This window comes from [Mycoplasma] phocae (assembly GCF_003332325.1).
GTDB lineage: Bacteria > Bacillota_I > Bacilli_A > Mycoplasmatales > Metamycoplasmataceae > Metamycoplasma > Metamycoplasma phocae.
On the sequence record NZ_CP029295.1, the window covers coordinates 475,540 to 489,451 of the forward strand.

General features: G+C 28.2%; 16 protein-coding genes. 3 read left to right on the forward strand and 13 right to left on the reverse strand.

The window, feature by feature from the left end; all coding sequences use genetic code 4:
• Window positions 1-91: 91 nt before the first annotated feature.
• Both DA803_RS01930 and mutM read right to left on the reverse strand, forming a co-directional pair.
• Window positions 92-337: a DNA mismatch repair protein MutS gene (locus DA803_RS01930; protein ID WP_114190948.1), complete on the reverse strand. Its 246-nt coding sequence runs from the start codon at window positions 335-337 to the stop codon at window positions 92-94.
• Window positions 337-1,164 carry a DNA-formamidopyrimidine glycosylase gene (gene mutM, locus DA803_RS01935; protein ID WP_114190949.1) on the reverse strand — a complete coding sequence of 276 codons (828 nt, stop codon included), beginning with the start codon at window positions 1,162-1,164 and terminating at the stop codon, window positions 337-339. Before mutM ends, DA803_RS01930 begins: the two co-directional genes overlap by 1 nt.
• 45 nt (window positions 1,165-1,209) lie before the next feature.
• Between mutM and DA803_RS01940 the strand changes: the two genes are divergently transcribed.
• Both DA803_RS01940 and DA803_RS01945 read left to right on the forward strand, forming a co-directional pair.
• Window positions 1,210-1,677: an L-threonylcarbamoyladenylate synthase gene (locus DA803_RS01940; RefSeq protein WP_114191199.1), complete on the forward strand. Its 468-nt coding sequence runs from the start codon at window positions 1,210-1,212 to the stop codon at window positions 1,675-1,677.
• Window positions 1,678-1,693: 16 nt separating this feature from the next.
• Entirely contained in the window at window positions 1,694-2,149 is a 456-nt protein-coding gene (locus DA803_RS01945) for an RpiB/LacA/LacB family sugar-phosphate isomerase (protein ID WP_211305575.1), read from the forward strand.
• A gap of 320 nt (window positions 2,150-2,469) precedes the next feature.
• Here DA803_RS01945 and DA803_RS06355 read toward each other — a convergent pair whose 3' ends face one another.
• Complete coding sequence (locus tag DA803_RS06355) at window positions 2,470-2,610, reverse strand: hypothetical protein (RefSeq protein ID WP_170120265.1); 141 nt, start codon at window positions 2,608-2,610, stop codon at window positions 2,470-2,472.
• Between the two features lie 173 nt (window positions 2,611-2,783).
• Between DA803_RS06355 and DA803_RS06360 the strand changes: the two genes are divergently transcribed.
• Entirely contained in the window at window positions 2,784-3,092 is a 309-nt protein-coding gene (locus tag DA803_RS06360) for a hypothetical protein (protein ID WP_114190950.1), read from the forward strand.
• A gap of 433 nt (window positions 3,093-3,525) precedes the next feature.
• Here DA803_RS06360 and DA803_RS06365 read toward each other — a convergent pair whose 3' ends face one another.
• The 10 genes from DA803_RS06365 to DA803_RS02000 form a co-directional block, all read right to left on the reverse strand.
• A complete protein-coding gene (locus tag DA803_RS06365; RefSeq protein ID WP_114190951.1) occupies window positions 3,526-4,833 on the reverse strand; it encodes a YitT family protein in 1,308 nt (435 codons plus the stop codon).
• 67 nt (window positions 4,834-4,900) lie between these two features.
• Window positions 4,901-6,046 (reverse strand): YitT family protein, encoded by a 1,146-nt coding sequence (locus DA803_RS01960; RefSeq protein WP_114190952.1) that lies wholly within the window; start codon window positions 6,044-6,046, stop codon window positions 4,901-4,903.
• Window positions 6,047-6,049: 3 nt separating this feature from the next.
• Complete coding sequence (gene dnaB / locus DA803_RS01965) at window positions 6,050-7,483, reverse strand: replicative DNA helicase (protein ID WP_114190953.1); 1,434 nt, start codon at window positions 7,481-7,483, stop codon at window positions 6,050-6,052.
• A 46-nt stretch (window positions 7,484-7,529) separates the two neighbouring features.
• Complete coding sequence (gene rplI, locus DA803_RS01970) at window positions 7,530-7,967, reverse strand: 50S ribosomal protein L9 (protein WP_114190954.1); 438 nt, start codon at window positions 7,965-7,967, stop codon at window positions 7,530-7,532.
• On the reverse strand, window positions 7,948-9,915 hold the full coding sequence (locus tag DA803_RS01975; RefSeq protein WP_114190955.1) for a GGDEF domain-containing protein: 1,968 nt from the start codon (window positions 9,913-9,915) through the stop codon (window positions 7,948-7,950). Before DA803_RS01975 ends, rplI begins: the two co-directional genes overlap by 20 nt.
• A 57-nt stretch (window positions 9,916-9,972) precedes the next feature.
• The gene (yihA, locus tag DA803_RS01980; protein WP_114190956.1) at window positions 9,973-10,524 is read right to left on the reverse strand and encodes a ribosome biogenesis GTP-binding protein YihA/YsxC; all 552 of its coding nucleotides are present in this window, start codon (window positions 10,522-10,524) and stop codon (window positions 9,973-9,975) included.
• A gap of 15 nt (window positions 10,525-10,539) precedes the next feature.
• Entirely contained in the window at window positions 10,540-11,469 is a 930-nt protein-coding gene (gene tsaD, locus DA803_RS01985; RefSeq protein WP_114190957.1) for a tRNA (adenosine(37)-N6)-threonylcarbamoyltransferase complex transferase subunit TsaD, read from the reverse strand.
• Complete coding sequence (locus DA803_RS01990; RefSeq protein ID WP_114190958.1) at window positions 11,469-12,017, reverse strand: hypothetical protein; 549 nt, start codon at window positions 12,015-12,017, stop codon at window positions 11,469-11,471. The genes tsaD and DA803_RS01990 overlap by 1 nt, the downstream gene beginning before the upstream one ends.
• Entirely contained in the window at window positions 12,017-12,412 is a 396-nt protein-coding gene (tsaE, locus tag DA803_RS01995; protein ID WP_114190959.1) for a tRNA (adenosine(37)-N6)-threonylcarbamoyltransferase complex ATPase subunit type 1 TsaE, read from the reverse strand. Before tsaE ends, DA803_RS01990 begins: the two co-directional genes overlap by 1 nt.
• Before the next feature lie 2 nt (window positions 12,413-12,414).
• Window positions 12,415-13,500, reverse strand: a complete 1,086-nt coding sequence (locus tag DA803_RS02000) for a zinc-binding metallopeptidase family protein (RefSeq protein WP_114190960.1) — start codon at window positions 13,498-13,500, stop codon at window positions 12,415-12,417.
• Window positions 13,501-13,912 lie beyond the last annotated feature (412 nt).

Here is a 13,912-nt window from a genome sequence, read left to right on the forward strand (position 1 = left end):
TATTATATTTCGTTGAATATATTTAAATTATTAACTTAATTATAATATTTATTTCTTTAAAATCATAAGTAAATAAAATAAAAAGCATTTTCTATTTTTTAAATGCTTTAATAATTGATTTATTTTTATTTAAATAGATATAGCGATAACCTTCTTTTTCTAAGATATCTTCAACTATAAATTTTATTGCCCCACTGCCGTTTCCGGCAATGAAAGTATATGTGTTGTGATATTCATCTTCCTCTAATTCTTTTAAGGCATTCAAGACTATTGCTGTTGCTTCTATAGAATCACAACCATGTAAATCAACTTCTAACTCATCAAAATTAAAATTCATTAATATACCTTTTGACAATTAGGACATGAATATGTACCACGTTGATTTACTTTAATTTTTTCAGTTGCATTTCCACATTCAAGACATTTTTTGATTTTATCATTATGAATTCTTAAAAAGTTTTGGTATTCACCGATTTGTTTGTTAAGACTTTCATAGGAGAATAGTGTCGTTCCCCCTTTTCTAAAACTTTCATCCATAATGGTCCTAGCATTTTCTAAAATGTTGGCAATTTGTTCAACTGTTAAATGTGAAGAGGGTGTGGTTGGATGAATTTTAGATTTAAATAGTGCTTCATCAACATAAATGTTTCCAATTCCGGCGACAATACTTTGGTCTAATAATTTGGTTTTAATTGGTGTTGAAGAGTGATGAATTTTTTTAAAAACTTCACTCGCTAAATTTTTAGATGGTTCCATAGCAACTTTTGATAGCGGTAGAATTTTTCTGTAATTTTCATAATTTCTTAAATGAAAAGTGCCAAACATTCTCGAATCAACATAATGTAATGATTCACCACTATCAAAATATATTTTCATAATTAAATTTGAATCATGAGACTCTTGATTTTTTTGATAGAAACGATATTTTCCTTCCATTCTAAGATGTGATAATAAAATCAAATTATCACTTAGTTTAATAATAATATGTTTTCCAATATTTTCGATATCTAAAATCATTTTATTTTTTAAATTTTTAGCAAAGATATGTGAATCATATTCTTTAAATAATTTAGGCTTAAAAATAAGGACTTCACTAATTTTTTTATTGATAATATTTTCTCTTAAGGCTTGACATACGACCTTAACTTCTGGTAATTCTGGCATGCATTTATTATATTATCTTTTACCTTTATTTGCTATAATATGGTTGTGTTTAATAAATTTAATAAACTATTTATTTCAACTACTGACACAGTACTAGGAATTGGAGGAGCAGTTGAAGATGATGTTAAGAATTTAATTTATGAAATTAAAGGAAGAGATCGAAATAAAAAATTGATAATTTTAGTGGGTTCGATTCAACAAGCGCGAAGCTTTTGACAATGAAATAATGAAGCAGAAAAATTAGCAGAAAAATTTTGACCAGGACCAACAACCTTAGTGGTAAATGATCAAGGATTTAGAATGCCAAATCAAAAAAAATTATTAGCATATTTACAAGCTAATGGCCCAGTTTATATGTCAAGCTGTAATTTATCTGATGCGCCGGTTTGTCAAAATATCAAAGAAGCTAAAATAGTTTTTCCACAAATTAAACATTTTTATAATTTCGGGAAAATGACACAACAACCAAGCCAAATAATTAGTGTTGAAACAAAAAAAATATTGCGAAAATAAAGGAGACACAATACTTATGATAGTAAAAATTACAAGTGATCATGCCGGTTATTCAGCTAAAGAAGAATTAGCAAAAAGATTAGAAGCTGAAGGATACACAGTTGAATTACGTGGAGCAACTTCAGCTGATATCCCAGTATCATATTCGGATATGGGAATTGATTTTGCAAAAGAAATTGTTAAGGATAATGACCCAAATATTAAATATGTTGCATTTTGTGGTTCAGGAGTCGGCATTAGTATTGCTTTAAACCGTTTTAAAAAGATAAGATGTGCGAGAGTAACAAATACTGAAGAAGCTAAATTATCAAAATTACATAATAATGCTAATGTCCTATGTATGGGCGGAAGGCTATTAGATGCCGAACAAGTTGAAGCAATGTTTCACGAATGAGAAAAAACCGAATTCGAAGGTAACCGTCATATCCCTAGAGTGAATAAACTTGATGAAGTTGGTCAAGAAGTTAAATAGAAAAGTAGGTTTAGACCTACATTTTTTTATAACTCAGGCAAAATAACTTAAACAATCACTATACATAGTATGAAAACATAGTATGGCGGTTACAATCTAATTTTTTGTATTATTTCTAAATTAGAATATCTTATACATTTACTAATTTAACTATAAATTATCCTCAAATTTGAATTGTTTTATTTTATAAGATCGATATTCTATCATTACAGACTTGTAAAAAATATTCTAATCGTTATTTTTTAATGAGTGTACTTCAGCTAACACTGATTGCCCTTAGCGAATTAGTTAAAGATTCATAAATAAAGTGAGTTTTTTTGTTATTTAAAATAATTAATTTTGTTATTCATAACAAACGATGATTTATCTTCTAATGATTTTCATACTTTTGCTTTTAGATTTACAATAAATGTATTTTTGCAATGACTTTCCTTATCTAATCTATGTATTAGGGTAATCATTACTGAAATTATTTTTAACTAGATTTTTATTAGCTAAGTATAATTAAACTTTCGAAAAAAGAAAATAAAAAACTAGAAAAATTAATTTAAAAAAAGAAAAAGAAGTTAGAAAATGCTAACTTTTGTATATTTATCTTTATATTTTTTTGTTTTTTTAGAAAAGATTAAAAAATATGATAATATTAAAATACAAAACAGGTCGGAGCGAAAGCTGTTGGCCAACCATTCAAAAAGCTGGAGAAATCCAGCTTTTCACATTTAATTTTAATATTAATAAATTTATTAAATTTATAAATTCAATTAAACTACCAATTAATTTAATAATTTATGAAAATCATAGCAAGGCTTTTGTTGCATTTAGCGGTAATTTTTATATAAATAATTATGTATGTTATCTTAATTTTCATACTAGAAATAAAAAATGATATTCTCACCCTATTAATTTGCTAAAAGCTTGTAAATCTAAAAAATTTCCAATTTAGGAAAATAATTAAATTTGAATCTTTATACAAGTTAAATTTTATTGATTTAAATAAGAATATAAGTGCTAAAAAAGCAAAAGATATCTATAGACATTATGCAAAGAATTTAAAAATAACAATATTTTAATAATTTATAAGGTGGCAAAAGATTTTTTGCAAAATTAAATATTATATTCGAATATTCTAAGTGCTAGTATAACGCCGTTATTTTTGCAGTTGTTTTTTTATATCTAACCCGTGCATTGAAGCAGTGATGTCTATATTCTTCATAACGGTATTTACTATTAAAAATAAACTAAATTGAAGCAATTTAAAATCCTTTTTCACTTAATTTGTAGTATTTTATTTTTTCGGTGAATAAAAATTGTTTCAACATAAAAACACTCCTTATCTTGGAGTGTTTAAATTATGCAAACTTGATTAATACATTTATTTATTCGATTTTTGAAGTATTAAGTTTTCCAAAAATATTATGAATTTTGGTTGTGGTAATTCATGCGTCAGGATCGGCTTTTAAGACTTCTTGGCGAATCATATTTTGTTCTAGATATAAAGCAAATGTTTCAATTTTAACAGTTTCGGTATTAGTATATCCTGAAACCATTCTAGCAATGTTATATCCATGTCAGTAGTTAATTGCTTTAAAATGGGCAATAATCACATCTGGTTTCTTAGTATAAATTTCCATTTTGATCTTTTTATATTTTGGATAGATAAGTTCAATAAAGTAGTTATATAAGAAGACATAGCCAACTGTACATATTGCTCTTAGTAAAATTGCAGCATTATTCGTTGGTTTAGAATTTTGAGCTGAAATTGCTCCAGTTAGTTCAAGAAGTGAAATCAAAATAATTGAGAAGCTAGCAAAACATAAGGATACAATAACCGAAACGTGGCCAACACTCTTTTTCTTTTTTCTTGAAATATAGTAGATTATAAAATCACTACCAGCGGTTGAAGCAGAATTTTTTCAAGCAATTCCACCAGCTGAACCCGCACATATACCACCAATAACAGTGTAGATAATGATTGGTCAAGTTGGATTTGAATAACCGGTTTTTTGAATGGTATCAATAAATGTTTTAATATTTTGAATATCATTGTAAGTATAAACGACACTATTAATAGTAATAGTTCCACCTTCTTTTATACTTGAAAGATCCACGGCTTGAAAATCTTTTAATTTTAGAAAGTAATTTCCGTAAACATTTCATGGAATCAGGGTTCTAAATGAATTAACTGAATTTTCATTTTTAGGTGAATATCAGTTAACATAATAAATTGAAATTTTATCAAAGAAATTAGAAATAACTGGTATTAGTAAAAATGATTGAAATGCTACTTGCCAAATTAATCAATAAACTGTTAGTAGAGTGAATAAACGCGAATTTTTTTTCCAAAAGATAATAATAATTGGAAGGTTAATCGCGAGATAAATATAAGCAAAGTACGGAGCAGTTGCTGTAACGGTATATGTTAATGATTGAACCAAAGCTGAAAATCCTGTTGCAACTGTTGCTGCTTTTGCCAAAAATGTCGAAATCCCGACGTTATAGAGAATGGCCGAGATAAAAATCATGACCATTTTCTTAGGGAATTTAACCCAAATATTGAAAAAATTTAAATTGTATGGATTAAGAGAATTAGGATCAAAAATAGGTTTTTTATTTGGATCCTTGATTCTTTTTTTGGTTTGTTTGGTTACCATTTGTTGTTGTGATGTAATTTCTTGTGTTTTCATAATTGTATTGATGAAAATAATAATACCATTTTTTTATTTTTTTTACAAAATATTAAAATATTTGTATTTAGTCAACATATGAAGTATCAAATTCACCGACTAAACCATGAATATTAGAAATCGTAATTCACGCATTTTTATCCACACGTTTAACTTCATTAATGATCGTATCACGTTCTAAATATAGTGCAACAGTTTCGATTTTTCCAAATTCCGTGTGACTATAACCACCAACACCGTAGAAAATATTAAAGGCATGAATGTATCCAAATTTTTTGAATGCTTCAGCAACAATTTCTGGTTTTTTGGTATGAATATCAATTTTAACTTTTTTGTATTTAGGATAGAATTTGTTAACAATGAAAGTTAAAAGGAATAAATAGATAAATGTCCCCATAATACGAACAATAAATTGCTCTGGTCTTCATGGGTGACCTTTAATGTAACCAACTGATTCAAGTGACCCAACAACAATTGTTGAAAATGAAGAGAAACATAAAGCTACGATTAAAAATGTATTACCAATTGGCTTTTTAGTTTTTGAAGCTATATAGTTTGAGATAACAGAAGTTCCTCCAATTGAACCTTTTTGAGTTCAAGCAATAACTGAGGCAAATCCTTCGCATACCCCTCCTAATGAAGCGTAGACAATTACTGGTCATGTTTCTTTATTTCACACTTTGCCAGTAATATTATCTCCAATTTCTCCATATGGATCTCAATAGCTTCCTTTACCATTTGGATTATAAATTGAGAGACCTTCATTAATAAATTTGACAATTGGACTAGCGCCACCATAGTCAATAAAAATTAATTGAATTCCGACTTGGAACAACATTCAATAATATGTTAGCACCATAAACATCCGTGGATTTTTTCATCAAAAGAAAATCATAAGTGGTAGATTAACTAATACATAGAAAAGTCCATAGAATTGCTCAGTGCTAGGAGCAAGGAAAGTTATAATTTGTGAAAGTGAAGATGTTCCACTAGCAATAGTTGCTGCTTTTTTTAAAAAAACTGCAATTTCCACATTATAAAGAAAAGCACTCACAAGCATTCATAAAACTTTTTTAGGATAACGCTTCCAAATATTCATAATATTAATTTTTAAAGGATTAAGTTGCTCCTTATGTTCTTGAGCTAAAGCTTTCTTTTTAGCATAAAGGGCTGCCCTCTCTTCAAATGAAAGCATTTTTGGATTTTTTTTCATATCTTAATTGGCATCCTTTCCAAAATCAATTGATTGATTATTTTCTCTTATTGATTCATCGGCGAATTTATTATATTCCGGAATAAATGCCAATTCAACAACCCCTGTGCCACCATGACGGTTTTTTGCTACAATCACATTAGTTTTGGATAAATTTTGGAAAGGGCGCTCACTATCAAATGAGCTACTATTTGAATTTTCATTGACATTTTTTTGTTTATTATAATAATCAGGACGGTGTAAGAATAGAACAGCATCGGCATCATTTTCAATTGAACCCGATTCACGAAGATCTGACAAAATTGGAGTTTTATCTTCTCTTCTTTCCACGCTCCGACTTAATTGTGCTAATGAAAGAATAGGACAATTAAGTTCACGTGCTAATTTTTTAAGTCCACGAGAAATTTTACTTACTTCATTTTGTCGATTTTCTGATCCACGTAGAGAAGAGTCGGTGATTAATTGTAAATAATCAACAATTACTAAATCGATTTTTTTATTGTTAGCGGCAAAACGCCGTGACAAGGTAATAATATCGGATATTGTTAGTGATTCATCATTACTCAAATGAATATTTCACTTTTCAATATCATTAATAGCCCAATTTAAACAATTTCTTTCATCGTTAGTTAATAAATTCTTTTTAAGTAAACTAATTGGAATTAAAGATTCAATTGCCAGCATTCTCTGCACTAGTTGCATATTTGACATTTCAAGTGAAAAGAATAGTACAGTCTTACCAGCTTTTGCCACAGTGTTGGCAATATTTAGAGCAAATGCAGTTTTCCCCATTGCTGGACGGGCTGCTAAAATAATAAGATCTCCTGGATTGACGCCCAGAAGAAGCTCATCTAGCTCTTTAAAACCAAGTGACAGTCCCACACCAGTTTCATTATTTATATTACTATAGATATCTCGCACAATTTTTTTGGCGACATCACCAATTTTTTGATAATCTGAATTAATCTGTGAGATATCTATATCAATTAAATCAAGTTGTAAATTACTAATAATTTTATTAACTTCATCTGGATGTTTTTCAACTAGGTCTTTAGTTTTTTCTAATAGCTTATTTAAACTATCTCGTTTAAATTGATCAAGTATATTTTTAACATATGTATCAATTTCAGAACTATAACCGGCATTTTCAGTTATAAAAGTAATATAGTTAACGCCTTTATAATTTTGAACACCAATTTTGTCAATTAATTTTTTTGATACTAAATAATTAATTAAAATAGTAGCATCAAATGATTTCGAAGAATTATGGACTTCAGAAATTGCTTCATAAAGTATTTGATTACCGGGAAAATGAAACATATGAGGTCGGAGAATATCCCCAACCTCCAAATAACTATCACCTTCACGCATTAGCAAACCGAGCAATGAAGCTTCGTTATTTGCAATTGATATTTCTTTTTCGTTTAAAACTGCCATATGTCTCCTTTATAAATAATAATTTTTATATGCTACTTTTAAAATACTATTTTTCTTCAATAATAGTAATTGCTAAAATAGCCATGACATGGGGATGTAGTTTGATAAATACTTTATGATTCCCAAAAGTATTGTAAACATCATTAGATAGTGAATGATGTGGAATTTTAATATCATGTTTTAGCAATTCTTTGACAATGGCTTTGTTTGTGACATGACCATGTACTGTATTCCCATTTGATTTTAAAGAAAAAAACAAATTTAATTTTTCAATATGATTTTTTAGAGCATTAGCCTCAGCAATTCTCTCTTCTTCTTGTTCTTGTAAATCTTTTTTTACTCTTTCTAAATTAGCAAGAGTTTTTTTGTTAACAGGTTGAGCATATCCATTTTTAATTAGGAAATTTTTAGCAAAACCATCGGTTACTTCGATGATTTCATTTACTTTGTATTTATCGTAGTTTTTAATTAATATCACTTTCATCTTTTACACTCACAATCGCTTGTTTTATATTATCAATAAATAAATCTATTGATTCGGAACTTTCTGCTGCGGCCGTTCCGAAATGACCGCCACCGCCAACTAATTCAGCAATTAACTGAACATTAATCCCGTTACCACGAGCTGACATTTTATATTTTTTTACGCCTGGTAATTTAGCAACCACAAAGGCAGCTTTTCGACCATTTACCCGCAAGATTTCATCGGTGGCAATTGAAATCATGTCAGTTGAAGCTTCAATATTTTTATAGGCTAAATAATAACCTGATTTAACTTCTTGTAGATTTTCGAGAAGTTCTTGGACAACATTAAACATTTTCTCATTCATCTTTAGGGTATTAACTGAATGAATAATTTTAGCTCCCCACTCTTGAAGAAGTGATGCCGCAATAAATGTTTTGGCTGTTGTTTGTTTTTGAAATGTATTAGTATCTAAATAAATTCCATCTAGTAGATGCTGAGCAACTTTGCTATTAATTTTGTCATGATTGTTTGAAATAGCAATTATTTCAGTCACAATTTCAGATGCCGAACTGGCTGATGAATCGACATAGAAATTTTCATGAATAGCAAAATTTTGATTTTTACCAATCCGGTGGTGGTCAATAACTAAGATATTTTCACGCTTAACACCACTAAAGGCATTAATATTTTCAATTCTTGTTTCATCAGACGTATCACATAAAATTACAAGGGTTTTATCATCATTTAAAAAAGTTGCATCTTTTGGACTAATAAAATCGTTTTGCACATCTTTATCTAGTTTTTCATAAATTCGAGTAGTAGTATCATCAAATGTTTGGTTTTGAATATATGCTTTTTTATTAAAACTTTTTGCTAAAGTATAAATCGCATAACATGAACCAAAAGCATCTAAATCAGCATTTTTATGTCCGTAGATAATTACTTTTTGAATTTGTTTTGATTTTAGTTTTAGCAGAAGATTTTTTGCCATGAATTTTACGTTCGTTCTTGATAGATTAACATCAATTTCCGAACTTGATCCATAGTGACGCGGTTTTTCATCTTTAGTTAAAATAGTAACCTGGTCTCCGCCCCGAGTTTGTGATTGTAGTAGAGCCTCTTTTGCCATTTGATCAAGTAAATCATATTTATAAATACCATATGAAAACCCGGCTGAAACTGTAACAGTAATATCATCTTTTAAATTTTCTTTTTGCTTTAGATCATTAAAGAACTCAAAATTTAGTTGTTCAAATTTTTCTAATGTTTCTTGGTTAGTGATGATAAAAAATCTTCCATTTTCATATTGACGATAAATTAAATTATATTTTTTGGCTAATTCATCAAGTAAATTAACAACTGATGAGTATAGTTTAAATAATTGCTCCTGTGGCAGTGAATTTTGATAAAGATTGATATTATCAATATTAAGCTCACCAAAAACAATTCTTTGAAGACGATAATCGTTCAAAAGATTGGTTTGCATTGTAATATCTTTTAAAATTACGATATTATGTTCAAGTGAAACGTGTACCTCATACTCAATATCATTAAATGAAAAATTAAAGTCTAAATTATCAACTCTCCACTCATCTACTTTAAAAATTTCCTTAATATTTTTTGAAATAATTTTTTTACCAAAATTGTTCTTAACCATGTCAGAGATCCAAATTATTTTCCCACTATTCATGAAAACAATTGTTCCCACACCATACTGAGAGATCTCTCTTTGAATATAGTAATTTAGTGAACTCTGGGATACGGCAATATTTTTTAAATATCTTGTCATCGATATTGCAAGATAACTTCCAATAGCAATAATATAAATTGTGTACAAAATTGCCGAAATTATTTGACCAAGGCCACTTAATTTGAAAATCACAACATAAAAAAGAACTGAAGGGATTAGAAATAAAAATATTATCTGCAAAATCAAGTGAATTTTTTTACGATTTTTATCATTCATAATTTTAATTATATAGAAAAACCAGATAAAGATATTAATAATAAAACAAAGCAAGAATTATAATTCATAAAATTCAATTATTTCCTCAAGACCTTGTTTTTTAGTAGCAGATACTAAAAAAATATTAATATCATCGCTAAATGTTAGAGCTTGTTTTTTTACTTTATGTTTTTGTGCTTGATTAGCTTTGTCAATTTTTGTAATAAAAATGTCAAATTTAATTTTAAGCTCGGTTAAATATTCAATCATTTCTAAATCGATTGGCATAAATCCAACTCGTGAATCAATTAAAATGCAAACATTTTTTTCATGATGATCATTTTTGAAATAAAAGTCAATAATCGAAGCAATTTTATATTGCATTTTTTTGCTTACAGCTGCATAGCCATATCCTGGCAGATCAACAACAATTTTTTTATTAGTAGTTTCAAAGTAGTTTATTAATCTTGTTCTTCCAGGAGTTGATGATGTTTTTGCAATTTTAGAATTTGCTAAAGCATTAATCAAACTTGATTTGCCAACATTTGAACGACCCCAAAAAATAATTTTCTTTCCCACAATATCAAGTCAACTACTATCAGCTGACGCACTTTTTAAATATTTTCACATAAGCTAATTATATAATTATTTTCGCCACTTTTCATAAGCTAGCCGCGCAATCATCATCGCATTATCAGTGCTATATTCAATTAAAGGTAAAAAAGCAGTTCTGTCAACTTCAAGAAACATTTTTCTAATCGCAGAATTAGCACTAACTCCACCAATTAAAGCAATTGATTTGGGTTGATATTTTTTAATGGCTTTTTGCAAATGATTTTTTAGATAAATTACAACTGTGTTTTGAAATTCAGTTGCATATTTATTAACATCAATTTCCTCTTTACGATTAATTTGATTATTAATTAGGTTAATAACTTGTGTTTTTAACCCACTAAAAGAAAAATTAAATTCATTTTCGGTGTGCGGTATTGTATAGTGAGAATGATATTTATCAGCATTTTCCTGTCAAAGTTTATCGATAATTGGACCGCCGGGAAAGCCAAGATTTAGTTTCCGAGCAATTTTGTCATAAACTTCGCCAACAGCATCATCTTGAGTTTCACCAATAATTTTATATTCATCTTTTGAGCTATAAAGCATTAGCTGCGAATGCCCACCAGAAATTAAAAGTCCTAAGGCAGGATATAAAACTTCTTTGCCAATGAAGGCCGAATAAAAATGACCTTCAAGATGATTTAGGGGAAGTAGAGGTTTATTTAAATATAAAGCAATTGCTGATGCTACCATATGTCCAACATGTAGTGAACCAATTAATCCTGGCTCTTTTGTATAAGCAACGAGATCAATTCTGTCAAGATCAATAATACTCTTAACCTCATTTACCAAAATTCCGATATTTTTAACATGCAAACGTGAAGCAATTTCAGGAATTGTACCACCATAATGTTTGTGAATTTCAGTTTGTGATAAGGTTTTCATTCATAATGGATTATTATCTTCAAGTAAAGCAAATGAAGTATCATCATGTGAACTTTCAATAGCTAAAATTATCATTATTGTCCTCCAATTTGTGGATTATGAAAATATTGTAAATCAACATCACTAACATCATCAACTTCATGAAAATTTAATAAGTATTGACTAATATGATTTTTTAGGAGTTGATAGTCCAAAATATCAAAATTATTATGATTTTCGATAAGATTGCATGAAAATGATGGATGAGTTTTAATTTCATAAATATTATATTTGTTAGCCTTGATTCTAATAGTCAAATTCTTTTCATTTAAAAGTTGTTTTTGAGTTAGAAATAAATTATAAGTTGGAGAAAGAAATAATTTAATATTGGAAATTTGTGAAATAGTTTTGGCAAAAAGAAATCCAATTCTTGTGCCAGAAAAACTTCCGGGACCAGTAGTTGTGTATATTTTTGAAAAGTTATTTATTTTTACTTTACTATTTTTTAGCAGTTGATTTAAACCATCATAAAAATAATCAGTTTTTTTCACAAGATCTTTAACATGTAATTCATCTACTATTTTTTCATTGTCAATAATGGCAAAATACAAATCCGCTAGAGATGTTTCGATAAATAATTCCATTAGCTAACCTCTTTTACAATTTCAAAAACATGATTTTGATTTTCATCAAAATAAACATCAATGGCTAAATAATTTTTAAAATTAGTAATAACATTATTTGCCCATTCAATCACAACCAGCTTATCTTCAAAATAATCTTCATAAGCAAAAAGATCACCTTTTAGTTTATAAGCATCAATATGTACTAATTTGTCATAAACTAAAATTGTGTTAAAAGTTGGTGAAATAATTGTTTTTCTTTCACCTAACTTATTAGCAATTTGAGCTACCAAAGTAGTTTTACCAGCTCCTAATTCTCCATTTAACAGTACTGCTTCTAAATTTTTTATGCTTAAAATATAATCAACTAATGAAGTTAATTTTTCAAATTTTTTAAAAACAAATTTTTTATGCATATTTATTGATATTTAATTTTATTTAATTCAGCTTCGTTAAACTCTTTAACAAAATGAATTAATAAATCTCCAGCTGCTAAAAGATCACTTATCGCACAAACTCCAATTGGACTATGTAAATATCTTTGGGGAAGTGAAATTGTTAAAGTAGCAGCTCCACCTTTTGCATATTGTAATTCATGCGCATCAGTTCCACCACCCATTGCTATATATTTATATGAATCAATATTATGCTTTTTCGAAAGATCTTGAAATACTTTTACAAGCTTTGGATCCATCATTGTTCCACGGTCTTTAATTCTAAGAGCAGCTCCTTTAAATAGAGCAGTATTACCGGCAATTGTTCCGATTGTATCATGTGAAGCACATGTATCTAGAGCAATTCCAATATCCGGATTAATTAGTGATACACTAGTTCTAGCACCACGAGTTCCGACTTCTTCTTGTGTTGTTCCAACTAAATATAAATCAACATCTAATTCAATATTTTCAATACTTTTAGCAATATATTCTAGTACTGTGACTCCAGCACGATTATCCATGGCTTTACCACCAATTAGATTTTCATCTTTAAATAAAATAGTTTCACCGCTCATAAAAACTAGATCACCAACAGCGGCTCCTTGCGCCATAGCATCTTCATCACTTTTGAACCCAAAATCAGCATATATCTCATTATTAGTTATAGCCTTTTTCACTGCTTCTTCTTGCATGATATGAATGCTAGTGTGTCCAAAAACTCCTAGGAATTCTTCGTTGCTTTGAGTTAGCAATTTTGCCTTAGTTCCAATCACAGTACTTGGTCAAATTCCACCAACTGGTGAAAGAAGTAGTTGACCTTTTTTGTCGATAAATCTAACCATGTAACCAACTTCATCCATATGAGCAGCAATCATTACTTTTGGCGCATTAGCTTTTTTAGATTTTTTATAAAAAATAATTGAACCAAAATTATCACGGCTAATTTCGAAGTTTTTATCTGTTATTGATTTTTTAAGTTCTTGAGCAACTGGATCTTCATATCTTGACATTGCCTCAATTTCCATATATTTAATTAAACGATTTTTAAAATTTTCTTCTTTTTTCATATTATTATCTCCTAACTTTATAAAGAATTATAACTATAATATTTTAGCATTAATTTAAACAATAAAAATTAAAGACGAAAACCCTTTCTAAAAGAACTTATAATACTAAATTTAATGTTAACTGCGATTTTAAGATAAATAAAAAAGTTAAATTAAATTAATGATTTTAGCAAAATAATAAATGTCATCGCATTATAAAGATAGGTAATTTTAATGTTATGTGTTGTGTAATTTATTGAATTTTTCAAAGAAAATATTACTAAAGGCCTATATTATTCACTTTTATGATTACAAATGATGGTCATAAAATTAGTAGTTTATAAAATTTTTAGTTAAGAATATTAAAATTTTTTATTAGCTAATTTTTAAATTATAAAAATTTGTAATTAGAATTAATAAAAATAGCTAAAAA